19 protein-coding genes are annotated in these 23,885 nt (G+C 73.8%); 9 read left to right on the top strand and 10 right to left on the bottom strand.

The genetic code is table 11. From position 1 onward, the window contains the following. Positions 1 to 60 precede the first annotated feature (60 nt). A complete protein-coding gene (locus tag ACFRCR_RS05200; RefSeq protein WP_377675973.1) occupies positions 61 to 1,485 on the bottom strand; it encodes an NlpC/P60 family protein in 1,425 nt (474 codons plus the stop codon). A 448-nt stretch (positions 1,486 to 1,933) separates the two neighbouring features. Here ACFRCR_RS05200 and ACFRCR_RS05205 point away from each other — a divergent pair, with 448 nt between their 5' ends. The 6 genes from ACFRCR_RS05205 (at position 1,934) to ACFRCR_RS05230 (ending at position 7,970) form a co-directional block, all read left to right on the top strand. Beyond that, positions 1,934 to 3,298 (top strand): bifunctional o-acetylhomoserine/o-acetylserine sulfhydrylase, encoded by a 1,365-nt coding sequence (locus tag ACFRCR_RS05205; protein ID WP_377675974.1) that lies wholly within the window; start codon positions 1,934 to 1,936, stop codon positions 3,296 to 3,298. A 73-nt stretch (positions 3,299 to 3,371) separates the two neighbouring features. Further along, positions 3,372 to 4,583, top strand: coding sequence for a homoserine O-acetyltransferase (locus tag ACFRCR_RS05210; RefSeq protein ID WP_377675975.1), 1,212 nt, complete (start codon positions 3,372 to 3,374; stop codon positions 4,581 to 4,583). 179 nt (positions 4,584 to 4,762) lie between these two features. After that, complete coding sequence (locus ACFRCR_RS05215) at positions 4,763 to 5,476, top strand: maleylpyruvate isomerase N-terminal domain-containing protein (protein WP_377675976.1); 714 nt, start codon at positions 4,763 to 4,765, stop codon at positions 5,474 to 5,476. A gap of 49 nt (positions 5,477 to 5,525) precedes the next feature. Beyond that, entirely contained in the window at positions 5,526 to 6,458 is a 933-nt protein-coding gene (gene cofD / locus ACFRCR_RS05220; RefSeq protein WP_377675977.1) for a 2-phospho-L-lactate transferase, read from the top strand. Beyond that, positions 6,455 to 7,297, top strand: coding sequence for a 2-phospho-L-lactate guanylyltransferase (gene cofC, locus ACFRCR_RS05225; protein WP_377675978.1), 843 nt, complete (start codon positions 6,455 to 6,457; stop codon positions 7,295 to 7,297). The genes cofD and cofC overlap by 4 nt, the downstream gene beginning before the upstream one ends. A 100-nt stretch (positions 7,298 to 7,397) precedes the next feature. Beyond that, positions 7,398 to 7,970, top strand: a complete 573-nt coding sequence (locus tag ACFRCR_RS05230) for a GNAT family N-acetyltransferase (protein WP_377675979.1) — start codon at positions 7,398 to 7,400, stop codon at positions 7,968 to 7,970. Between the two features lie 36 nt (positions 7,971 to 8,006). On the opposite strand, the gene ACFRCR_RS05235 is transcribed toward ACFRCR_RS05230, so the two are convergent. Next, positions 8,007 to 8,690 carry a nitroreductase family protein gene (locus ACFRCR_RS05235; protein WP_377675980.1) on the bottom strand — a complete coding sequence of 228 codons (684 nt, stop codon included), beginning with the start codon at positions 8,688 to 8,690 and terminating at the stop codon, positions 8,007 to 8,009. 169 nt (positions 8,691 to 8,859) lie between these two features. Here ACFRCR_RS05235 and gadC point away from each other — a divergent pair, with 169 nt between their 5' ends. Next, positions 8,860 to 10,377 (top strand): putative glutamine/gamma-aminobutyrate antiporter GadC, encoded by a 1,518-nt coding sequence (gene gadC, locus ACFRCR_RS05240; protein ID WP_377675981.1) that lies wholly within the window; start codon positions 8,860 to 8,862, stop codon positions 10,375 to 10,377. Here the strand turns inward: gadC and ACFRCR_RS05245 are convergent. From ACFRCR_RS05245 to ACFRCR_RS05265, 5 genes are all read right to left on the bottom strand, one after another. Beyond that, positions 10,374 to 13,226, bottom strand: coding sequence for an FAD-binding and (Fe-S)-binding domain-containing protein (locus tag ACFRCR_RS05245; RefSeq protein ID WP_377675990.1), 2,853 nt, complete (start codon positions 13,224 to 13,226; stop codon positions 10,374 to 10,376). The genes gadC and ACFRCR_RS05245 overlap by 4 nt on opposite strands. Positions 13,227 to 13,777: 551 nt before the next feature. Further along, positions 13,778 to 14,341, bottom strand: a complete 564-nt coding sequence (locus ACFRCR_RS05250; protein WP_377675982.1) for a dihydrofolate reductase family protein — start codon at positions 14,339 to 14,341, stop codon at positions 13,778 to 13,780. 96 nt (positions 14,342 to 14,437) lie between these two features. Then, on the bottom strand, positions 14,438 to 14,851 hold the full coding sequence (locus ACFRCR_RS05255) for a DIP1984 family protein (RefSeq protein ID WP_377675983.1): 414 nt from the start codon (positions 14,849 to 14,851) through the stop codon (positions 14,438 to 14,440). Between the two features lie 204 nt (positions 14,852 to 15,055). Then, entirely contained in the window at positions 15,056 to 17,149 is a 2,094-nt protein-coding gene (locus tag ACFRCR_RS05260) for a YhgE/Pip family protein (protein WP_377675984.1), read from the bottom strand. Then, positions 17,146 to 18,090, bottom strand: a complete 945-nt coding sequence (locus ACFRCR_RS05265; RefSeq protein WP_377675985.1) for a hypothetical protein — start codon at positions 18,088 to 18,090, stop codon at positions 17,146 to 17,148. The genes ACFRCR_RS05260 and ACFRCR_RS05265 overlap by 4 nt, the downstream gene beginning before the upstream one ends. A gap of 203 nt (positions 18,091 to 18,293) precedes the next feature. Between ACFRCR_RS05265 and ACFRCR_RS05270 the strand changes: the two genes are divergently transcribed. Continuing rightward, positions 18,294 to 19,334 (top strand): NAD-dependent epimerase/dehydratase family protein, encoded by a 1,041-nt coding sequence (locus tag ACFRCR_RS05270; RefSeq protein WP_377675986.1) that lies wholly within the window; start codon positions 18,294 to 18,296, stop codon positions 19,332 to 19,334. 13 nt (positions 19,335 to 19,347) lie between these two features. Here the strand turns inward: ACFRCR_RS05270 and ACFRCR_RS05275 are convergent, their stop codons facing one another. From ACFRCR_RS05275 to ACFRCR_RS05285, 3 genes are all read right to left on the bottom strand, one after another. Continuing rightward, positions 19,348 to 19,788, bottom strand: coding sequence for an OsmC family peroxiredoxin (locus tag ACFRCR_RS05275; protein ID WP_377675987.1), 441 nt, complete (start codon positions 19,786 to 19,788; stop codon positions 19,348 to 19,350). Between the two features lie 104 nt (positions 19,789 to 19,892). Beyond that, complete coding sequence (locus ACFRCR_RS05280; RefSeq protein ID WP_377675988.1) at positions 19,893 to 20,462, bottom strand: hypothetical protein; 570 nt, start codon at positions 20,460 to 20,462, stop codon at positions 19,893 to 19,895. 113 nt (positions 20,463 to 20,575) lie between these two features. After that, positions 20,576 to 20,893 (bottom strand): YbjQ family protein, encoded by a 318-nt coding sequence (locus tag ACFRCR_RS05285; protein WP_030144034.1) that lies wholly within the window; start codon positions 20,891 to 20,893, stop codon positions 20,576 to 20,578. 188 nt (positions 20,894 to 21,081) lie between these two features. On the opposite strand from ACFRCR_RS05285, the gene ACFRCR_RS05290 reads away from it, so the two are divergent. After that, positions 21,082 to 23,847, top strand: coding sequence for a cation-translocating P-type ATPase (locus ACFRCR_RS05290; protein ID WP_377675989.1), 2,766 nt, complete (start codon positions 21,082 to 21,084; stop codon positions 23,845 to 23,847). The last annotated feature ends 38 nt before the right edge of the window (positions 23,848 to 23,885 follow it).

Consider the following 23,885-nt stretch of genomic DNA (forward strand, 5'->3'; position numbering starts at 1 on the left):
CCCGGGCCCCTCACGGGGCCCGGGCCTTCTGTCGTGACGGCTCGGGGTGGTGCTCACCGGTCAGGGGCGGCCTGCGTACGGCATGGTGTTCGTCCAGCGCACCGGGGTGATCCGGACGGGCACCCCGGGCTGCGAGGCCTCGATCATCTGGCCGCCGCCCGCGTAGATCGCGACGTGCCAGATCGTGCTCGGGTCCTGCGTGTTCCTGCCGTAGAAGATGAGGTCCCCGGGACGGAGCTGGTCGTAGCCGACCTTCGCCACCTTCGCGTACTGCGAACGGGAGGTCCGGGTGATGTTGACGCCCACGCTCGACCACGCCTGCGACGTGAGCCCCGAGCAGTCGTACGCGGGCCCGTTGCCGCCCCAGAGGTAGTCGGCGCCGATCTTGGTCCGCGCCCAGTCGACCGCGGCCTGGCCCTTGGCGGCGCCCGATCCCGGGGGCGTGACGGGCGGTGTGACCGGCGGGGTCACCGGAGGCGTGACCGGAGGTGTCACCGGAGGTGTCACAGGCGGCGTCACCGGAGGCGTGACCGGCGGGGTCACCGGAGGCGTCACGGGCGGCGTCACCGGAGGCGAGACGCTCCCCCCGCCCGACGGCGGAGCCGTCGGGGTTCCGCCCGTGCCCGGCGACGGCACGTTCTGGCCACCACGGTCCCCCTGTGCCTGCTCCTCGGCCGCCCGCCGACGCTCGGCGTCCAGGGCGTCCTGGCGTGCGCGTTCCTCCTCGACGGTCGTGGCCCGTGCCGCCGCGAGGTCCGCGAGGAGCTCGTCACGGCGCGCGGTCGCGGCCCGCACCGCCCCGTCGATCCCCTGCTGCGCCTGGAGGGCTGTGGCCAAGGTCTGGTCGGCGCGCTCGCTGGCGGCGGCCCGTTCCTCCTGGGCCGCGACCGACCGTGCCCGTGCGGAGTCCGCCAGGGCGCGAGCCGTGCGATGCCCGTCGGCGACCGCCTGGACCTTGCGGCCGGTGAGCCGCTGCGCCTGCTCGGACGCGACGATCTGGTCGAGCTCGTCGGCGTCGAGCACGACGCGCAGCGTGTCGAGGGAGCCACCGGACTGACGCGACGCGCGGTACGTGGCTCCCATGGCGGACCGCGCTCCGGCCTCCCCGGCCTCGGCCTCCTCGAGCGCAGCCTGTGCGGCCTCGACCTCGGCCTTCGCGGCGTCGAGCTCCATCTGCGCGTCGGTCGCGTCCTCGGCCGCGAGGCCCGCGCGCATCCAGGCGTCGTCCTGCTGTCCTGCGAGGACCGCGAGATCGGCCTCGATCTGGGCCACGCGCTGGTTCACCGAGCGTTCGTCCTGCTGGGCCGAGCGGGAGTCGTCGGAGGGGTCGGCCTCCGCGATCGGGGCGACCCCACCGGTGAGCGCGACGGCCAGGGTCGCGACGACCGCGAGGCGCCCCGCGCCCCGGGGCGCCCCGGTCTCCTGGGGTGCGCGGCGCCGTCGGGCGGGTGTCGCCTGCTGGGGGGAAGGGGGCGAGAGCGTCACGCTCCTCCTATGCGTCGTCGGGACGGGTCGGCCGCACCGGCGGCCGTGGGGCCACGGTGGCAGCCGACGTCCAGTCTCTCCGGCGACCCGCGGGTAGGCGACTCGGTACACGGGTGAACAGGGCCCGCCCCTGGGTGAATGTCGGCTCCGCTGGTCTCGTATCGCGAGATGGGGGTATCGCCGGATGAGATGCCGACCTACTCTCGGGACATGACCTGCCGCCGAATGTGTAGCTGACCCCCAGCGCACGTTCGCCTGCCCTGCGGGCGGAACCCGGACGCACCTCGGACCGGCGACCTGACGACGACCGTCAGCCGCCCCCCGACGTCCGGCCGGACCCGCCCACCGCGTGCGCACCAGTCCCCTCACTGCCCCGCCGCGGACCGCCCCGGAACCAGGCCACCGGACGCACCTGCGGCTCCCTCCCCCGCACCCCCAAGGAGCCACCATGAGCACCGAGCCCCGCTGGTCCTTCGAGACCCGCCAGATCCACGCCGGCCAGACGCCCGACCCCACCACCGGGGCCCGCGCGCTGCCCATCTACCAGACCACGTCGTTCGTCTTCCCCGACGCAGGCGTCGCCGCCGACCGCTTCGCCCTCAAGGACCTCGGCCCCATCTACACGCGCATCGGCAACCCGACCGCCGAGGTCGTCGAGAACCGCATCGCCAACCTCGAGGGCGGCGTCGGCGCGCTGCTCCTCGCGTCCGGCCAGGCCGCGACGACGTTCGCGATCCTCAACGTCGCCGAGGCCGGCGACCACGTCGTCGCGAGCCCATCGCTGTACGGCGGCACGTACAACCTGCTCCAGTACTCGCTCGCCAAGCTCGGCGTCGAGACCACCTGGGTGAGCGACCCGCACGACCCGCAGGCGTGGCGCGACGCGGCCCGCCCCAACACCAAGGCGTTCTTCGCCGAGACCATCCCCAACCCCAAGGCGGACGTCCTCGACATCGAGGCCGTCGCCGCCGCGGCGCACGAGGTCGGTGTCCCGCTCATCGTCGACAACACCGTCGCGACGCCCTACCTGCTGCGCCCCATCGAGTTCGGCGCGGACATCGTCATCCACTCCGCGACCAAGTACCTCGGCGGGCACGGCTCGGCGATCGGCGGCGTGATCGTCGACTCCGGGAACTTCGACTTCTCGAAGGACCCCGAGCGGTTCGCGAACTTCAACACCCCCGACCCCAGCTACAACGGGATCGTGTACGCCCGTGACCTCGGCGTGGACGGCATCCTCGGCGCGAACCTCGCCTACATCCTCAAGGCGCGTGTCCAGCTCCTGCGGGACCTCGGGTCGGCCATCTCGCCGTTCAACGCGTTCCTCATCGCCCAGGGCATCGAGACCTTGTCGCTGCGCGTCGAGCGCCACGTCGAGAACGCCAAGACGGTCGCGGCGTGGCTCGAGTCGCGCGACGACGTCGTGTCCGTGGGCTACGCGGGCCTCCCGTCGAGCCCCTGGTACGCCAACGCGCAGAAGTACACGCCGCGCGGAGCGGGCGCGATCGTCACGTTCGAGCTCGACGGCGGCGCCGACGCCGGGCAGGCGTTCGTGTCCGCGCTCACGCTCCACTCGAACGTCGCCAACATCGGTGACGTCCGCTCGCTCGTCATCCACCCGGCGTCCACGACGCACGCGCAGCTCAGCCCCGAGGAGCAGGTCAAGGCCGGCGTCACGCCGGGCCTCGTCCGCCTGTCCGTCGGGATCGAGCACGTCGACGACATCCTCGCGGACCTCGAGGCGGGGTTCACCGCCGCGAAGGCCGCGCTGGGGTCCGACGCCGCGACCGCTGCCTCGGTCACGGCGGAGTAGGGCACCGGGACACGCGATGACGATTCTGGACGGCCGGGGCGCGCCCGGTGCCCCGGCCGTACAGTGGACGGCGATGACTTCTCCGGCTCCCTCCGCGTCACCGCGCCCGCCGCGCGGGTCGGACTCGCGTGCCCGGGCCAAGGCGCCCGTCCCGGCCTCGGCCGCGTGGCGCGAGGGGGACGACGCCGGGGACCGCCTCTTCGCCGACGTCGGTACGTTCGACCTCGAGGCCGGGGGCAGGCTCCCGGACGTGCGCGTCGCGTACGAGACCTGGGGCACGCTCGCGCCCGACGGCTCCAACGCCGTCCTGGTGCTGCACGCGCTGACCGGGGACTCGCACGTCGTCGGCCCGACCGGACCCGGCCACCTGTCCGCAGGCTGGTGGGAGGCGATGGTCGGGCCGGGCGCCCCCATCGACACCGACCGGTACTTCGTCGTCGCGCCCAACGTGCTCGGCGGCTGCCAGGGCACCACGGGCCCTGCGTCGGACGGGCCGGACGGCCGCCCCTGGGGCGGGCGCTTCCCGCGCGTGACGACCCGCGACCAGGTCGCCGTCGAGATCGAGCTCGCCCGCACCCTGGGCATCTCGTCGTGGGAGCTCGTGATCGGTGCGTCCATGGGCGGGCTGCGCGTCCTCGAGTGGGCGATCCTCGGCCCCGAGGCCGGCATCACGGTCGAGTCGGTCGCGGTCATCGCGTCGGGTGCTCAGACGTCGGGCGACCAGATCGCATGGGCACACCCGCAGCTCGGCGCGATCCGCGCCGACCCGCAGTACCGCGGCGGAGACTACTACGACGTGCCCGACGACCAGGGACCCCACGTGGGCCTCGGCATCGCGCGGCAGATCGCGCACGCGACCTACCGCAGCGCACGCGAGCTCGACGAGCGCTTCGGCCGCCTGCCGCAGGGCGGCGAGGACCCGTTCACGGACGGCCGCTACGCCGTCCAGTCCTACCTGGACCACCACGGCGACAAGCTCTCGCGCCGCTTCGACGCGAACTCCTACGTCGTGCTGACCGAGTCCATGCTGACGCACGACCTGGGCCGCGACCGCGGCGGCGTCGACGCCGCCCTGGGCCAGATCACGGCCCGCGCGCTCGTCGTGGCCGTCGACACCGACCGCCTGTTCCTCCCCGAGCACTCCGCACGGATCGCGCAGGGCATCCCGGGCGCGCAGCCGCTGCGGCTCCTGCACTCGGAGTTCGGGCACGACGGGTTCCTCATCGAGTTCGACCAGCTCGGGCCCATGGTCACGCAGTTCCTCGGGGAGCGCGCGCAGGTCTGAGTGCGGCCGGAGAACGGGTCGGCTCCGGCCCGGCACGCTCTGCCGGACGTCGAGCGTGCAGTTCGGGTCGTCCGCACGCGTCGGGAACGACCCGAACTGCACACTCGGCGCCCCGCCCCCGGACGTCCACCCTGCGCACCGCGCGTGACGCCGCGCCCCGTACCCGGCACGATGTCCCCATGACCGCAGACCTGGCCGAGGCCACCGCAGCCCTCCGTACACAGTGGGACCGCCTCGAGAGGTGGCTCGGGTCGCTCGACGACACCCTGGACGACGCCGTCGACCAGCCCAGCGTCCTGGTGGGTTGGACCGTGGGGGAGCTCGTGTCCCACCTGGGCCGCGCCATGGACGCGCTCGTGGCCGCAGGGCCGGTCGCCCCCGGCACCAACCCGCTCACGCTCGCCGAGTACCTCGGCACCTACCCCGAGCGCGCCGAGCAGATCGCCCAGGTGACCCGCGCCCTCGACGAGGAGATCGCGGCGGACCGGCTGGCCGCCGTCGCCGGGTACGCCCGTCGCGCGTTCGCACGGCTCGACGAGCTCGCCCCGACCGAGACCGTGGTCCAGGCTCGCCGCGGCCCCATCACGCTGCGCGACATGGTGGTCTCGCGCCTCATCGAGCTCGTCGTGCACGCCGACGACCTGGAGCGCAGCCTGCCGGGCGTCGCCGAGAAGGCCGTCGACCGCGGCGCCCTGGACATGGTCGCCGCCGAGCTGCTGCGCATCGTCGTGACGCGCGGCGGCTGGAGCCTCGAGGTCGTCGACCCGCGCCTGTGGGTCCGCCTCGCGACGGGCCGCATCCCCTACGACGTCGACGTCCTGGCCCGTGCGCTCGCACCGCTCCACACCTCGGACTCGGTGCCGGACCTGGGACGCATGCTGCCCCTGCTCTGAGCACGCCGCCGCACACCGCTGCCCCAGGTCACCCAACTATGCTCGACCCGTGGTGAACGACGTGCGGGTGACGGTCCTGGCAGGCGGTGTGGGTGGCGCGAAGCTCGCCCACGGCATGGAGCTCGCGGGGGCCGACCTCACGGTCGTGGTCAACACGGCCGACGACGTCGAGCTGCACGGCCTCGCGATCAGCCCGGACCTCGACACCGTGACGTACACGCTCGCGGGCCTCGCCGACGACGTGCGCGGCTGGGGCCTGGCCGGGGAGACCTACGCGACGCTCGACGCCATGCGGCGCCTGGGCGAGGACACGTGGTTCACGCTGGGCGACAAGGACCTCGCGACGCACGTGGTGCGCACGGCTCGCCTGCGGGCGGGGGCGAGCCTGACCGAGGTCACGGCCCAGCTCACGGCCTCGCTCGGCGTGCGCTCGCGCCTGCTCCCCATGACGGACGACCTCGTGGTGACCGTCGTGGAGACGGCCGACGGGTCGCTGGGCTTCCAGGAGTACTTCGTCGCCCGCCAGCACCGCGACGAGGTCCTGGGGCTGACGTTCGTGGGCGCCGAGCAGGCGACCCCGGCCCCGGGCGTGCTCGACGCGGTCTCGGGCGCGGACCTGCTGGTCGTCGCGCCGTCGAACCCGTTCCTGTCGATCGAGCCGATCCTGAGCGTGCCGGGCGTGCGCGACGCCCTCGCGTCCACGACGGCCCGTCGCGTCGCGGTGAGCCCGATCGTGGGCGGCCGCGCGCTCAAGGGCCCGGCGGCGTCGGTCCTCGCGAGCCTCGGGCACGACGTCTCGGCGCTCGGCGTCGCGCGACTGTACGTGGGGCTGGTCGACGTCATGTGCATCGACGAGACCGACCACGACCTCGCGCCCGCGATCGAGGACCTGGGCCTCGAGGTGCTCGTGACGGACACGGTGATGGGTGGGGCGCAGGGCCGCGAGCGCCTGGCGCGCGAGCTGCTCGCGGCCTCGGCATGACGCCCGACGGCGCCGCTCACCCCACGGTCACGGGTGCGGCGGGTGCGTCCCCGGCCCGGCAGCGCGTCGTGGCCGTGGTGCCGCTGCGCGACGGCTCGTCGGGCAAGTCGCGGCTCGCGACCGTGCTCGACCCGGCCGAGCGCAGCCGCCTGATCGCGACGCTCGCGCGGCACGTGGTCGGGACGCTGCTCACGAGCGAGGCAGTGGAACGGGTGCTCGTCGTGACGTCGGACCCACGGTTCACCTGGCGCGCGCTGGGCACCCTGGTCGAGCCGGTGCCACCGCCGATGGACGACACCCCGCCGACGGTGACCGACTCACCCGCCGAGGGTGACGGCGACAGCGCCGAGGGCGACGGTCCCGGCCGCCTCCAGATCGTCCTTCAGCCCGCGGGCCGTCCCGGGCTGAACGCCGCGCTCGACGTCGGGCGGGAGATCGTCGCGAACCTCGCCGACCCGGCGGGCGAGGAGGCCGCGCGACCCGTCCGGCTCCTCGTCGCCCATGCCGACCTCCCCGCGCTCACGACCGACGACGTCGAGGCCCTGCTCGCCGAGGACGCACCGGTCGTCGTCGCGACCGACCGTACGCGCTCGGGCACCAACCTCCTGGTGCTCGACGCCGACGCACCGTTCTCGTTCCGGTTCGGCGTCGGGAGTCTCGAGGCGCACCTGGCCGAGGCCAGGCTGCGGGGCGTGCGCGCCGCCGTCGTGCAGCGGACCGGGACCGCGGTCGACCTCGACACGCTCGACGACTGGTCCGAGCTCCCCGCCGACGTACGGGCGCGCGACGAGCTGTCCGAGCTGCACCGAGCCATGGGCCGGGCCGGCTCCCACACCTGAACCACCTGTCAGAACGAGGGTGGTCCCCGGGTCTCGCGGGTCATGACACCCCGGCGGGTCGGCGATTGCTCGGGCCCGCACCCGGTGGCATCGTGGCCGCATGACGATCGAGGTGCGGCCCGCGACGGTGTTCGCCGACGTGCGCACGATGGTCGGGCCCAAGCGGCCCGACGCCAACGTGTGCTGGTGCCTGAGCTACCGCCTGCCGTCGAAGGAGAACGTCGCGCTCGTCGGCCCTGAGCGGGGGGCCCTGGTCGAGAGGCTCTGCCGCCAGGACCCGCCGCCCGGCGTGCTCGCGTACGAGGGCGACGAGGTCGTGGGCTGGGCCGCGGTGCACCCGCGCGCCGACACGGCCTTTGCCCGCAACCGCAAGATCCCGCACGTCGACGACCTCGACGTGTGGTCGGTGTGGTGCGTGCGGGTGCGCCCCGGTCACCGGGGGTCGGGCATCTCGCACCACCTGCTGAAGGGTGCGGTCGCCTTCGCCCGCGAGCACGGCGCACCGGCCGTCGAGGGGTACCCGCTCGACAACCAGGGGAAGAAGATCGACCTGACCATGGCCTACGCGGGCACCAAGAAGCTCTTCGAGGACGCCGGGTTCACGCAGGCCGCGACGACGGGCTCGGTCCTCAACGGCTTCCCGCGCGTGCTCATGCGGCTCGACCTGCGCTGACCGCGCCGCGCACCACTGCCGCGCACCACCCGCCGCTCACCACCCGCCGCGGTGCACCACGTCCTCGAGCGGTCGGCGCGGGCGCCGCGTGGGTGACCCGCCCGACGGCGCAGCGCCGGTCCCGGCTCCCCCCGCACCCTCCCGAGGGGCCGGGTCTGCCGCATGCCCGACGGCGACCACCCCGGTCACCAGGAACTCGTCCGGCACCTCGAACGCCTCCCGCAACGCCTCGACCTGCCCCGGCGGCACCCCGAAGAAGCACGCCCCCAGCCCCTCGTCGACCGCGGTCTGGAGCATGAGCAGCGACGCCATGCCCGCGTCGACGTGCCAGTACGGCACGTCCCACGGCGCGTCCCCCTCGCCCGCGGCCTGCGCCGCCGCGCGCGCCTTGTCGTCCTCGGCGTACCGGCGCAGGTACGCCTCGCGCGACGTCAGGACCACGACGACCACGGGGGCCGTGCGCATCCCCGTGAGCCACCGGTTCTCGCGGGCCTCGCCGCCGTCCCCCGCCCCGACCGCCACGCGGGGCGAGGTCGCGGACCAGAAGCGCGCGACGCCCTCGGGGGTGTCGAGGACGACGAACGCCCACCCCTGCGCGAAGCCTGCGTTGGGTGCGCGGACCGCGTTGCGCAGCATGCGGTCCACGGCCCGCGGCGGGACAGGTTCGTCCGTGAAGCGGCGGACCATGCGGCGGCGGCGGACGACGTCCTGGAACTCCATGCCGACCATGCTGCCAGCCCCCGGCCGCCCCCGGGCCCGCAGCAGAGCCCGGGCAGAGCCCGAGCCGCCGCGCCCTCCCCGCGCGCCGCCGCTCCCCCGGTGCCACGATGCGTGAGTCGCGCCGTCGGCCACGACCCCGCACCAGACCGTCGCAGGAAGGGCCCAGCACGTGAGCGAAGCACGCAGGACGCCCGGCGCGGGCACCATCACGGTCGCCGCGCTCGCCGTCATGAACATCGTCGCGGTCGTGAGCCTGCGCGGGCTGCCGGCCGAGGCCGAGTACGGGCTCGCCTCGACGTTCTACTACCTGTTCGCGGCACTGTTCTTCCTCGCCCCGGTAGGCCTGGTCGCGGCCGAGCTCGCCACCGGCTGGCCCGAGGAGGGCGGCATGTTCCGCTGGGTCGGCGAGGCGTTCGGCAGCCGGTGGGGGTTCCTCGCGATCTTCATGGTGTTCATCGAGGGCTGCATCTGGTTCCCCACGATCCTCACGTTCGCCGCGGTCACGCTCGCCTACACGGGCGACGCCGCGGCGGCCCCGCAGGTGTCGAGCGACAAGGTGTTCGTGCTCGCGGTCGTCCTCGGGGTGTTCTGGCTCGCGACGCTCATCGCGCTGCGGGGCGTGAAGTCGTTCTCCCAGGTCGCGAAGTGGGGCGGCATCGTGGGGACGCTCGTGCCGGCCGCGCTGCTGATCGGGCTGGCCGCGGCGTACCTGGCGAGCGGCAACCCGTCGCAGGTCGAGCTCTCGTGGGGGGCGTTCGTGCCGGACCTGTCGAAGTTCTCCAACATCGTGCTGGCCGCGGGCATCTTCCTGTTCTACGCGGGCATGGAGATGAACGCGGTGCACGTGCGCTCGATCCGGAACCCGGTCCGCAACTACCCGATCGCGATCCTCGTGGCCGCGCTGGGGGCCGTCGTCGTGCTCGTGCTGGGGACCCTCGCGATCGCCGTCGTGATCCCGACGGGGCAGATCGACCTGACGCAGAGCCTGCTCACGGCCTTCAACACGCTGCTCGCCTGGGCGGGCATCGGGTGGGCCGGGCCGATCCTCGCGGCGATGCTCGCCGTCGGGGTCCTCGCGGGCGTCGTGACCTGGGTCGCGGGTCCTGCGACGGGTCTGCTGTCGGTCGCGCGCGCGGGCTACCTGCCGCGCTGGTTCCACCGCACGAACCGGGCGGGCATGCCGTCGCGCATCCTGCTGGTCCAGGCCGCGGTGGTCACGGTCCTGTCGGTCATGTTCGTGATCCTGCCGTCGGTGCAGGCCGCGTACCAGCTCCTGAGCCAGCTCACGGTGATCCTGTACCTCGTCGCGTACGTGCTGATGTTCGCGGCCGTGATCGCCCTGCGCTACTCCCAGCCGGGCCGACCGCGGCGCTACCGCGTGCCCGGCGGCATCGTGGGCGTGTGGGTCATCGGCGGGTGCGGGCTGCTCGCTGCGACGCTCGCCCTGGTCGTGAGCTTCGTGCCGCCCGCGCAGGTCGAGGTGGGCAGCCCGACGACGTACGTGGGTCTGCTCGTCGGGCTCAGCGTGGTCTTCGTGGCGCTGCCGTTCTGGGCGTACGCCGCGCGCAGGGCGTCGTGGCGCGACGAGACGCTCGACTTCGCGCCGTTCACGTGGCAGGTCGGCGTCCAGGAGCCGGAGACCCGCGGCGCGGGGGCGCAGGCCGCGCCCCCCGAGGCGCCGGCCTAGAGCCGCTCGGCGAGCAGCTCGACGAGCGCCTTGCCCTGCACGCCGCCGAGCTGGTCGGCCTGGGTGCGGCACGAGAACCCGTCGGCGAGGAAGATGTCGTTCGGCCCGGCCTTGCGCAGCGCGGGCAGGAGCGCGTTCTCCGCGACCTGCACCGACACGTCGTAGTGGCCCTTCTCCATGCCGAAGTTCCCGGCCAGACCGCAGCAGCCGGCGAGCGTGTCGATCGTGGCGCCGGCCCCGCGCAGGAGCTTCTCGTCGGCCGCGAAGCCCATGACGGAGTGCTGGTGGCAGTGCGGCTGGACGACGGCCGTGACGTCGGACAGGTCGGGGACCTGCCAGGTCTCGGGCGCGGGCCGGGTCTCGGGGCGCGTGAGGAGCTCGGCGACCGTGTTGGTGGCGCCGGCGACGGCCTTCGCGCGCGGGTCGTCGGGGAAGAGGTCGAGCAGGTCGGAGCGCAGCACCGCGGTGCACGAGGGCTCGAGCCCGACGATCGGGATCCCGTTGACCGCGAACGGTCCCAGGACCTGGAGCAGGTTCTCGAGACGCTTGCGGGCGCCGTCGAGCTGGCCCGTGCTGATCCAGGTCAGGCCGCAGCAGGCCTGCTGGTCGGGCACGATCACGTCGTAGCCCGCGGCGTCGAGCACCGCGACCGCGGACTGCGGCACCGAGGGGGCGAGCGCGTCGCTGAACGAGTCGGTCCACAGCACGACCTGCGGCCGCTTGCCCGCCTTGGGCCGCCCGGGCGTCTGCCCGACGGCGAGCCCCGGTACCCCGTTCGTCGCACCTCCGCGCTTCCACCACGTGCGGAAGGGGACCTCGGCGAACTTCGGCACCTCGCGGCGCGGGTCCATGCCGCCGAGGCTGAGCACCAGCTTCGCGAGGGGTCGGATGCCGAGCACCGCGTTGATGACGCGCGGCATCATGCCCGCGAGGCGCGCCCAGCGCGGCAGCCAGCCCAGGGCGTAGTGGTTCATGGGGCGCAGCTTGCCCTGATAGGTGCGGTGCAGGACCTCGGCCTTGTACTGGGCCATGTCGACGCCCGCGGGGCAGTCGGCCGAGCACGCCTTGCACGACAGGCACAGGTCGAGCGAGTCCCGCACCTCGGGCGACGTGAGGCCGCCCACGAGCGTGCCGTTGATCGCGTCCTGGAGCACGCGCGCCCGTCCGCGCGTGACGTCCTTCTCGTCCTTGGTCGCCTGGTACGAGGGGCACATGAACCCGCCCGACGCCGACGAGTCCGCACGGCACTTGCCGACGCCGACGCAGCGGTGCACGGCCTGGGTCATGTCCCCGTGGTCGTGGCTGAACGAGAAGCCGCCCTTGATCGGCAGCACGGGCAGAGCCTTGGGCCGGCGCAGGTCCGCGTCGACCGCGTTGGGCCGCACGATCACCCCGGGGTTGAGGACGTCCTGCGGGTCGAACAGCGCCTTGAGCTGCTCGAACAGCGAGATGGCCTCGGGCGAGTACATGACGGGCAGCAGCTCCGAGCGCGCGCGGCCGTCGCCGTGCTCGCCGGACAGCGAGCCGCCGTACTTGGCCACGAGCTCGGCGGCCTCGGTCATGAAGGTGCGTAGCACCGAGCCCGACGTCTCGAGCGGGATGTCGATGCGCAGGTGCACGCACCCGTCACCGAAGTGCCCGTACGGCAGGCCGTCGACGCCGTAGCGCGCCATGAGCGCGTCGAGGTCGCGCAGGTAGGCGCCCAGCTTCTCCGGCGGCACCGCGGAGTCCTCCCAGCCCGGCCACGCCTGCTCGCCCGCGGGCGTGCGCCCGGCCAGACCGGCGCCGTCGGCCCGGATCTGCCACATGGCCGTGGCGTCGGGACCGGCGGGCAGAATCCGCGTGGACGTCGACGCGGAGGCCGCGACGATCGCCTCGGCGTTCGCGTACGCCTCCTCGGGCGTCGCTCCCCCGACCTCGACCATCATCCACCCCGCCCCCGGCGGGAGCTCGGGGACCGAGCCGGCGCCCTTGGCGCGGCGGACCACGTCGACGAGCCGCGCGTCGAGGCCCTCGACCGCGAGCGGGTTCAGCGAGAGGAGGGCGGGGACGTCGTCGGCCGCGGTCGGCATGTCCTCGTAGGCGAGGACGACGAGCGTGGGCGCGCTCGGGACCGGGACCAGGGAGACCGTTGCCTCGAGGATCGTGACGAGCGTGCCCTCGCTGCCCACGAGGAACTTCGCGAGGTCCGAGCCGTTCTCCGGAAGCAGGTGCTCGACCGAGTACCCCGAGACCTGGCGACCGAAGCGCCCGAACTCGGTCCGGATGAGCGCCATGTTGTCCCTGACGATCCGCGCGAGCCCCGGGACCGCGGCGAACGTCGGGTCGCCCTTGCCCGCGGTGAAGCGTCGGCCGGTGCCGTCGACCACGTCGAGCTCGACCACGTTGTCCGCGGTGCGCCCGTACGCGACCGCGTGCGGGCCGCACGCGTTGTTGCCGATCATGCCGCCGAGCGTCGCGCGGTTCTGCGTCGACGGGTCGGGGCCGAAGCGCAGGCCGTGCGGGGCCGCGGCCTTCTGGAGGGTCGACATGACGACACCCGGCTCGATGCGCGCCGTGCGCGCCTCCGGGTCGACCGACAGGACCCGGTTCACGTGCCGCGAGAAGTCGATCACGACGCCCGGGCCGATCGAGTTGCCCGCGACCGACGTCCCCGCGCCGCGCGCCGTGAGCGGCACGCCCAGCTCGCGCGTCACGTCGAGCGTCGCCACGACGTCGTCGGTCGAGACCGGGAAGACGACCATCTCGGGGACCACGCGGTAGTTCGACGCGTCGGTCGAGTACTCGGCCCGGCGCCGCGTCGAGGAGTCGACGATGCCGCGCGTCGTGGTGCGCAGCGCGGCCGCGATCGCTTCGCGCGCCGCGTCCGCCGCACGCTCGGCCTCGCTGAGGGCCGCGGACCGCGCGGCCTTCTCGGCGGCGGCCGCCTTCGCGGCGTGCTGGGCGTCCGCCTCCGTGCGCTCGGGCGGGACGGGGGCTCCTGCGGCGTCGAGTTCAGCAGTCACGTCGGCGATTCTCCCACCACTCCCGCGGGCTGCGGACGCTCGTCCGGGGAGTGTCCGAGATCGGGGGTCCGACGTGGGACAGGGAGGTGGGCGGGATGCCCGACGGCGGTGCGGAGCGGACGGAAGGTCCCCGGACCCACCCTCGCCACGTGCGGGCCAGCACTCGGTGGTGCGCTGTGCCGGGTGAGCGGTGCACATGTGCGCCGTGCTGGGCTGCACCGTGCCAGGAGTGACCCTGTACAAGCCTGCCCACCGGCTCCTGGAGTTGCCCTGCCCGGGCCGGGTCGTGCTCGCTCCCGCTCGTGGCTACCGACTTCCGTCCGCTCCGGTCGCAACGGTACTGCGGGGCGGCCGGACGTCGCACGGCGCGCGACCTCGCGGGCGACCGGTGGGACCTAGCGCCTGGTCTCGTACCTGGTCAGGAGCACACCCCCGGGGAACGTCCGGGTCTCCACGAGGTCCAGGTCCACCCAGGCGTCCAAGGGTGTGAAGAACGGCGTGCCGCCGCCCACCAGGACCGGGTGGGTGACGATCGCGTACTCGTCGATCAGCCCGGCCCGCATGACCGACGCAGCGAGCGCGGCACCGCCGACGTCCATCGGACCGCTTTCCTCGGCCTTGAGCCGGGCGATCTCGGTGACGGCGTCCCCGCTGAACAGACGGGCGTTCCAGTCGACCGCGCTGATCGTCGACGAGAACACCACCTTCGGCATGTCGCGCCAGCGGCGGGCGAACTCGGCGTGCGCCGGCGTGACGCCGGGCTGCTGGTCGGCGGTCGGCCAGTGGGAGCTCATGTCCTCCCACAGGACGCGCCCGTACAGCGACAGGCCCGTCGCTCCCACCCGGTCGGACCACCACTGGAACAGCTCGTCGCTCGGCACGCTCCAGCCGAGGTCGCCGCCGGGCGCGGCGACGTATCCGTCCAGGCTCGTGCTCATGGCAAACGTCAGCTTCCCCATGGTGTCGTCCTCCCGGTCGGTGTCTCGGTGTACTACAGACCAGCACGGCGCGGAGAAGTCGTCGACCGGGACCTGCGCGACCCCGTGCGCGGAGCCTCAGTCCACGCCGCCACCCTCGACGTCAGCCGTCCAGTTGACCTGTTGGATGCGGGTGTCGAGCTCACGCAGCGTTCGCGCCAGGTCGTCGGCCTCGGCCCGGGTCGCGGGCACGTCCACGCCCGACACGTACCGCAGCTCGGTGCGCGTGAACCGGTCATGGGAGGCCGATGCCGCGTCGGCGAGGTCGGTCCGGAGCCGGTGGCGCAGGCGCAGCACGTCGCGACGCGCGAGCGCGGCCGTCATGGTCAGGCCGGGCTCGACCTCGGTCGCGAGGTTCGCCGCGTTGATGCGCCCGATCAGGGACTCGAGCTCCGCCGCGGTGCGCTCGTGCTCGGCGAGCAGCGCGACCGGGTCCTCGGCCGGAAGGTCGCCCTCCTGGTGGCGGGCGTTCGCGACCGCCCTGCTCGCCACCTGGGCGAGCCGGCGCTGGAGGTCGGCGCTGGAGGTCGGCGCGCTGCGCGAGGGCCTCGGCGAGCTTCATCGTTGATCGACTCCTGGTGCTGGGACGGACGGGCTGCCGGTCCGAACCTATCTCGGCCTGACGAACCCGTCGCAAGATCGCCGCTCGGTGTCGGAACGAGCGAGCACCCAGGCCACGCTCGTCCTGACGCATCGCTAGAGCACCAGCTCCGGCTGCAGCCTCGTCGGGCTCCACACCCGTTGCCGGTGCGCGGCGAACGTCGTGGCCGCGAGCGCGACCGCGAGGACCACGAGCAGCACCCCCACGTCGCGCGCGACGGTCGCGAGGTCACCGCCGTAGAGGAGCTGCCGGAGCCCCTCGACCGTGTAGGACATGGGCAGGAAGCGGTGCAGCGCGCGCAGCGGCTCGGGGATCGTCTGCCACGGGAACGTCCCGCCCGCGGTGACGAGCTGGACGAGCATCAGCACGAGCCCCAGGAACTGGCCGACCGCGCCGAGGTACACGTTGAGCGCCTGGAGGATCGCGACGAACGTCGCCGACGCGAGCACCAGCAGCACCGCAGTCCCGACCGCGTACACGGGGTCGATGTCGAGCGCGAGCTTCACCACCGTGAACATCAGCGCGACCTGGGCCACGCCGATCACCGCCGGCGGGATCCAGCCGCCGAGCGCGGTCTGCCACGCGGGCCGGCCGGCCGCGAGCGACCGGCTCGACAGCGGTCGCACGAGCAGGAACAGCACGTACGCGCCGATCCACGCCGCGAGCGACAGGAAGAACGGCGCGAGGCCGGCCCCGTACGTCCCCGCGTTCGCGATGGTGTCCTTCTGCACCGCGACCGGGTTGCCGAGCGTCTTCGCCGTGTCCTCCTGCGTCTGCTCGTCGACGTCGGGGATGCGCCCCAGGCCCGCCGCGAGGCCGTCGTGGAGCTGGGTCGTGCCGGACGCCAGCTCGGCCGTCCCGTCGCGCAGCGTCACGCTCGACGACGCGAGCTCGGCTGCGCCGTCGGACACCTGGGACGTTCCCGAGGCGAGCGCCTCCGCGCCGCTCGCGAGCGTGCCCGCCCCGTCCTCGAGCTCGGCCGCGCCCGCCGCGAGCCGGTCACCGCCCGACGCCGCCGTCGCGATGCCCTGCGTGAGCGCGGGCGTGGCACCCGCGAGCGTCGCCGCCCCCGCCGCGACCTGCGCCGAGCCCGCGCCGAGCTCGCCCAGCTTCCCGGCGGCTCCCTCGACCGTGGCGGCGGCCTCCTCGACCGGGCCGCGCGCGTCCTCGAGGACCTGCGTGACGGCGTCGGCCTCCTCCTGGGTGATGACGCCCGTCGCGACGAGCTCCGCGAGGCGCGCCTCGAGGTCGACGCGCGCTGCGTCGAGGCGCCCGACGACGTCCCTCGCCGCCGCGGCCGCCTCCTGCCCGTAGCCCGCGACCAGGGCGTTGCCGTCCGCGACCTGCTGCGCACCGTCGGCCAGCTCCTGGGTCTGCGCCGGGAGGTTCGCGGTCCTGCTGCGCAGCGTGTCGAGGCCGTCCGACAGCGTGGCCGCGCCCGAGGCGAGCGTGCCGGTAGCGGTCGACAGCTCGTCGGCACCGTCCGCGAGGCGGGCCGCACCGCTCGCGGCCTCGCTCGCCCCCGCCGCGAGCCGGGCCGTGCCGTCCACGAGCTGCACGGTCCCGTCGGAGAGCTGCGTGGCGCCGTCGACCAGCTGCTGCGCGCCCTCGACGCCGCTCGCGAGGTTCGTGTGGATCGACGCGAACCCCTTGAGGAACGTGTCCGCGGCCTCGGTCCCGACCTGCTCCGCGATCGCGTCGCGGACCCTGCCCACGATCGTGTCGGCGATGGTCGCGACGAGGTAGTTGTTGGCGTCGTTGGTGATGAGGACCAGGCTCGCCTGCTGCGGCTCGAACCTCCCCGACGAGGCGAGGTCCTGCGAGAACGTCGGGCCGATGACGAGCGCCGCGTCGAAGCGCCCCGACCGCACGCCGGCCTCGGCGTCCGACTGGGTCGTCTCGACCCAGCCGAACCCGCCGTCACCGTCGACGAGCTGCTTCGCGACCTCCTCGCCGAAGTTCTTCTCGGTCGAGGTGCCGTCGACCGAGTCCTCGACGGTCGTGCCGCGGTCCTGGACGACGAGCGCCGCCGGGACCTCGGCGAGCTTGGCGTACGGGTCCTCGTTCGCGAACAGGTACAGGCCCGAGTACAGCGTGGGGATGACGATCATGGCCAGGATCGCGAGCTTGGGCAGGGTACCGGCGCTGATGCGCCGGAGCTCGGAGATGCCGAGGCGGACGGCGGTCATCGGTCGACCTCCTCGTCGGTGACGGGGTCCGGTCCGTCGGGCGGCTCGACCCGTGGCCCGGGTTCCGGTCCGTCGGGCGGCTCGACCCGTGGCCCGGGTTCCGGTCCGTCGGGCGGGCCGGACACCACCTCGGGCTCCGGGACGGCATCCGCCCGGTGTCGCCCCGGCTCGGCCCGGTCGAACAACGTGGTCGGGTCGGTCGTCTCGACCGGGGCCAGGTCAGGCTCGGTGTCGTCGGCCGGCTGCTCGTCCGGGACCTCGGCGGGAGCAGGGCGCGTCCGCAGGGCCTCGACGGGCGCCGCCCTCAGCGCGTCGTCGCCGCGCGCGGGCGGCAGGTCGGCGCCGAGGTCGCGGGCCGAGGAGCGCGTGCACTGCACGAGCACGCCGTAGCCGAGCGCCGCGAGCGACTCCGCGACGGCCCACCAGCCCGACGGTTCGCCCCCGTGCCGGTCGGGCAGCGTCAGGACCAGGAACCGCACGTCCGCCCGCTCGGACGCGAGGGAGGTCAGCAGGGCGGTCCGCAGCGTGCCGTGCAGCTCGTCGACGCGGTCGCCGCGACGGTCGAGCAGGTCGTGCGCGTCGAGCCACTTCTTGGCGTGCCCCGGCAGGGACCGCTGCCCGGCGAGCGAGAGCTCCTCGGCGACGACGTCCCCGACCGTGAGCGCCTCGTCGGGCTCGGAGATCCCGGGGACGTCGACCACCGCCGTGACGCGGCGCAGGTCGGCGGTCTCGGTCGTGGTGGTGCCGTCGTCGCCGACGAGCGTGACGGTCCCGGTGAACGGGGCGAGGCGACCTGTCGCGACGAGCGCGAGCGCGGTGTGCCCGTGGCCGGGCTCGCCGGCGAGGAGGACGCACTCCCCCGAGGCGAGGGTCAGGGTGGTGGCCTCGAGCATCGGCGCACGCCGACCCTCGACCTGGACGTCGTCCATCGCGATCTGCACCTTCAGGTCCTCTCGTGGCGAGCCCCGTGCGGATGGGCCGCGGCGGAGCCTCCCGTCGATCTTCCGTTGGACCCCGCGGGGGTGCACCTTGTCGGGTGGCACCACGACGGCACACCCTCCCCGGGGGGTGAAGGTCCCCGTTGCCCCGGCCGGGTCGGCGCCGGGTCGGTAGCCTGGGGAAACGGGCGTCGAGAGGAGACTTCATGCGTGTCGTGGTCGTCGGGGCGAGCGGGAACGTGGGCTCGGCCCTGCTGCGCGGGCTCGCGGGTGACCCGGTGGTCACCTCGGTCGTCGGGGTCGCGAGCCGGGTGCCGCGCGCGGACGGCTCGAGCACCGTCGTGCCTCCCTTCGACACCGCCGAGTGGGCCCGGTGCGACCTCACGGACCCCGAGGAGGTCGTGGCGTCGCGCCTCGCGGGCGCGTTCGTGGGTGCCGACGCCGTGGTCCACCTCGCGTGGGCGATCGACCCCGCGCACGACCGCGAGGAGCTCGCGCGCGTCAACGTCGAGGGGACGCGGCGCGTCGCCTCGGCGGCGGCCCGGGCCGGCGTCGGGCACCTGGTGGTCGCGTCGTGCGCGAGCGCGTGCTCGCCCGCGTTCGACGACACGCCCCGGGACGAGTACTGGCCGACCGCAGGGATCGCGGGGTCCGTCTCGAGCGCGCAGAAGGCCGAGGTCGAGGAGATCCTCGACCGGTTCTCGGCCGAGCATCCGGGGGTCGTGGTGACGCGCGTGCGCGCGCCGTTCACGTTCCAGCGCGACGCCGCGAGCGAGGTGTCGCGATTGTTCTTCGGCAAGCTGCTGCCGGCGCCGCTGCGTCGCAAGGGTCATCTGCCGACGCTCGTGTGGCCGCGCGGCATGCGCCTGCAGGTCGTCCACGCCGACGACCTCGCGGACGCCTACCGCGAGATCCTCGTGGGTCGGCACCCGGGCACGTTCAACGTCGCCGCGCCGGACGTCCTCACCGGACCCGACGTCGCCGCGATCGTCTCGCAGGGACGCCTGCGCGAGGTGTCGCCCGGGTCCCTGCGGCGCGTGGTCGCCCTGGCCTGGGCGGCTCGGTTGGTCCCGCTCGACCCGGGCTGGTTCGACGTCGCGCTCGCCGTGCCGGTGCTCGACACCTCACGGGCGCGGCGCCTGCTGCGGTGGGCTCCGGTGCACGACGCCCGGGCCACGGTCACCGAGGTCGTCGGTGGCCTCGTCGAGGGCGCGGGCACGCAGAGCCCACCGCTGCTGCCGTCCTAGGGACGCCGGGCCGCTACGACTCCAGGGCTGCGTCCAGCGTGATCGTCGCGCCGGTCAGCGCCTTGGACACCGGGCACGTCGCCTTGGCGTTCTCGGCCGCCGCGAGGAAACCTGCTTCGTCGAGGCCCTCGACCTCGCCGCGGACCGTGAGCGCGACCGCCGAGATGCGCAGGCCACCGGCCGGGTCCGGCGACAGCGTGACGTCGGCCCTGACCTCGAGGGCGACCGGCGTCCCGCCGGCCTCGCCGATCACCCCGGAGAGCTGCATCGCGTAGCAGGAGGAGTGCGCGGCGCCGATGAGCTCCTCGGGGCTCGTGATGCCCTCGGCCTCGTCTGCCGTGCGGCGCGGGAAGCTGACGTCGAACGTGCCGGTCCCCGAGCTCGTGAGCTCGACCTGACCGGTGCCCTCCATGAGCGTGCCGTTCCACGCGGTGCGGGCGGTGCGGACTGCCATGATGTGGCTCCTTCGTGCGGGGTTCGGGGTACGAGACCGTAGCCGTCGGCTACCTGTCGACCGTAACCCGGAGGCCGCGGCCCCGCAGCGGCGTCCCAGGACCCTCATCGCGACACGACGACCTCCACCTCGACCGGGAACCCGACCTCGGCCGTGAGCCGTTCGGCGAGCGTGAGCGGGTTGGGCTCGACGCCGACCTGGACGACGATCGACGAGAGGTCGTCACGGACGTGGACCGCGCGGACCCCCGGCCAGCGGTCGTCCCCGAGGAGCGACTCCGCGAGCCCCTGGAGCTCTCCTGGAGGCACGTCGAGCGGCTCGACCCGCACCAGGACGTCGGGGTAGGACTCGGCGACCGCGGCCAACGCCTCCTGGGGCGGGTCGCCGTGCCAGGCGAGGAGGACCGTCCCGCTGCCGTCGAGCCGGACCGCGCCGAACCGCTCGTCGTCCGTCAGGAGCCCGCCCAGGAGAGATGCGGCACCGGTGGGCCCGAGCCGTGCGGCGACCGTCGACCCGTCCGGGCGGAGCGGGACCTCGCTCGGGCCGGTCCGTTCCGGCACGACGATCGTCAGGGTCGCCTCGACGATCGGCGTCTCCTGCGGCACCGGGGTCGCCGTGCACCCGCCCACGACCAGCACCCCGACGGCCACCAGGCCCGCGGTCCCTCTCCTCATCACGCATCCCCCTCGCGCGCACCCTAGCGAAGGCCCGCAGCCCGGCGGAAGGGTGTCCGCGCCGGCAGCGCGCACCGGGCGCCGGGCTGCGGCGCCGTCGGAAACCCGCACCGTCAGGGCGCGAGCACCACGGCCGTCCCGTACGCCACGATCTCCTGGTAGCCGTTGCCGACCTCGTCGCTGTCGTAGCGCATCGCGAGGATCGCGTTGGCTCCCTGCGCGGTGGCCTCCTCGACCATGCGGGCGACGGCCTCGTCGCGCGACTGCTGGAGCTGCTTGGTGAGCCCCTTGAGCTCGCCGCCGACGATCGACTTGAGCCCTGCGCCGATCTGGGCTCCGACGTTGCGCGACCGGACGGTCAGTCCGGTCACCTCGCCGACGACCTGCTGCACGGTCCGGCCCGGGACATCGTTCATGGTGGAGACCAGCACGGTACGTCCTCCTCACGGCCGCGCACCGTGCGCGGCCACTCCTCACGGTAGGAGGACCTCGGGGCCCGCGCCCGCTGTGCGCGGCCCGGCCGCGGCGGCCTGCCCGCCAGCGGGGTGGGATGGAACGGTTCGTCCCACCCCGGCCTCTCGCCGGGTGCTCGACCACGAGCGGGCGTTGAATGAGAGCCATGACAGCCTCGGACACCCCTCTCGCCCCCGCGACGGCCGACCCGACGCCCTGGGCGCTCCCGCCGCAGGCCGTGCTCGCCGAGGTCGGGTCGAGCGACGCCGGCCTCACGACCGAGCAGGCACGGACCCGGCTCGCCGAGGTCGGCCCCAACCGGTTGGCCCCGGCCGCGCGCACCCCGTGGTGGCGTCGCGTGCTCTCCCAGTTCGACGACGTCCTCATCTACATCCTGCTCGTGTCCGCGGTCCTCAAGGCGATCGTGGGCGACTGGATCGACTTCACCGTGATCCTCGCGGTCGCGGTCATCAACGCGGCGATCGGGCTGATCCAGGAGGGGCGCGCCGAGAAGGCCCTCGACGGCATCCGGGGCATGCTCTCGGTCCACGCCCAGGTCCGCCGCGACGGCGCGTGGGCACAGGTCGACGCCGACGACCTCGTGCCCGGCGACGTCGTGCGGGTGCGCTCGGGCGACCGCGTGCCCGCCGACCTGCGTCTGCTCACGGGCGTCAACCTCCGGGTCGACGAGTCGGCCCTCACGGGCGAGTCCGTGCCCGCGTCCAAGTCGGTCGACGCGGTGCCCGCCGAGGCCGGCGTGGGCGACCGGGCGAGCATGCTGTTCTCGGGCACGCTCGTCTCGGCGGGCACCGGGACGGGGGTCGTCGTCGAGACGGGCGAGACGACCGAGATCGGCCGCATCCAGACCCTCATCTCCGAGGTCCACTCGCTCGAGACCCCGCTGTCGCGCACGCTCGACGCGTTCGGGAAGAAGCTCGCGGTCCTCATCCTCGTCATGGCCGTGGTCATGGTCGTGATCGGACGCGTGTTCCACGGGTTCGAGACCCCCGAGCTCGTGTCCGCGGCGATCGGGTTCGCGGTCGCGGCCGTCCCCGAGGGCCTGCCGGCCCTCGTGACGATCACGCTCGCCCTGGGCGTGCAGCAGATGGCCCGACGACGGGCGATCACGCGTCGCCTGCCCGCCGTCGAGACGCTCGGCTCGGTGACCACGATCTGCTCGGACAAGACCGGGACGCTGACCAAGAACGAGATGACGGCCCGCACCGTGCGCACCGCCGGGCACGAGTACGCGGTGACCGGGATCGGCTACACCCCGGACGGCGAGGTCAGCCTCGACGGGTCCCCCGCGCTGCTGCCCGAGCACCCCGACCTGCGGCTCCTGACCGAGGTCATGATGCTGTGCAACGACGCACGCATCGTCCACGAGCCCGCCGGGGAGGGCGACGGCTGGCGCCTGGTGGGCGAACCGACCGAGGGCGCGCTGCGGACCCTGGGTCTCAAGGCGGGCCTGGACCCGGCCGGGTGGCGGCGCGTCGCGCTCGTCCCGTTCGAGTCCGAGAACAAGTACATGGCGACGCTCACCGAGGACCCCGAGGGCGGTCTGCACGTGCTCGTCAAGGGGGCCCCCGACCGGGTGCTCGACCGCTGCTCGACCCAGACCGGGCCTGACGGACGTCCCGAGCCGCTCGACCGCGACTTCTGGTCGGCCCAGATCGACGAGATCGGCGCGCAGGGCCTGCGTGTGCTGGCCGCGGCCCGGACGGCGGCAGCACCGGGGAGCACGGACCTGGCGCCGGAGGACGTCGACGCGGGCCTCGAGCTGGTCGGCCTGGTCGGGATCGTCGACCCTCCTCGCCCCGAGGCCGTCGAGGCCATCGCGCAGTGCCAGGACGCCGGGATCACGGTCAAGATGATCACGGGCGACCACTCGGGCACCGCGCTCGCGATCGCGCGGGAGATGGGCATCGTCCGTGACGGGGCCGGGCAGGCCAGGACCACCGAGCACACGGCCGCGGCCGCGGCCGCCAAGGTCCTCACGGGCGCCGAGCTCGAGGCGATGAGCACCGAGGAGCTGCGCGCGGTCGTCGAGGACGTCGACGTCTACGCGCGCACGAGCCCCGAGCACAAGATCAGGATCGTCTCGGCGCTCCAGTCCCACGGGCAGGTCGTGGCGATGACGGGCGACGGCGTGAACGACGCCCCGGCGCTGACGCAGGCCGACGTGGGCGTCGCGATGGGGATCAAGGGGACCGAGGCGACCAAGGAGGCCGCCGAGGTCGTCCTCGCCGACGACAACTTCGCCACGATCGAGCGTGCGGTCGAGGAAGGTCGACGGATCTACGACAACCTGCGCAAGTCGGTGCTCTTCCTGCTGCCGACCAACGGCGCGCAGTCGCTCGTGATCCTGGTCGCGGTGCTGCTCGGGTGGGCGCTGCCCCTCCAGCCGGTCCAGGTGCTGTGGATCAACATGGTCACGGCCGTGACGCTGTCGCTCGCCCTGGCCAACGAGCGCGCCGAGCCCGACATCATGTCCCGCGCTCCTCGTGACGCCAAGGCCTCGATCCTCACCCCGGCGTACCTGCGTCGCATCCTGCTGGTCTCGGTCCTCATCGGCGGCGCGACCATGGCGGTGTACTTCATCGAGCGCGACCAGGGCATGGGCGTGGCCGAGGCGCAGACGACGGCCGTGACGATGCTCGCCCTCGGCCAGCTCGCGTACCTGTTCAACTGCCGCTTCCTGGACCGTTCGTCGATCACGCCCGCGGTCCTCCAGGGCAACCGGGCGATCTGGTACTCGGCCGGCTCGCTGCTCGCCCTCCAGGCAGTGTTCGTCTACGCGCCCTTCATGCACTCGTGGTTCGGCTCCGCGCCGATCGGGCTGCGCGAGTGGGGTATCACGCTCGGGCTCGCGATCGTGGTCTTCCTGCTCGTCGAGGCGGCCAAGGCTCTCGGCCGGGCCCGACAGCGCTGAGGCCTGACACGCCGTCGGGCACGTCGTGCGAGGAACGA

The sequence above is a fragment of the Oerskovia sp. NPDC056781 genome (genome assembly GCF_042789955.1).
GTDB lineage: Bacteria > Actinomycetota > Actinomycetes > Actinomycetales > Cellulomonadaceae > Oerskovia > Oerskovia rustica.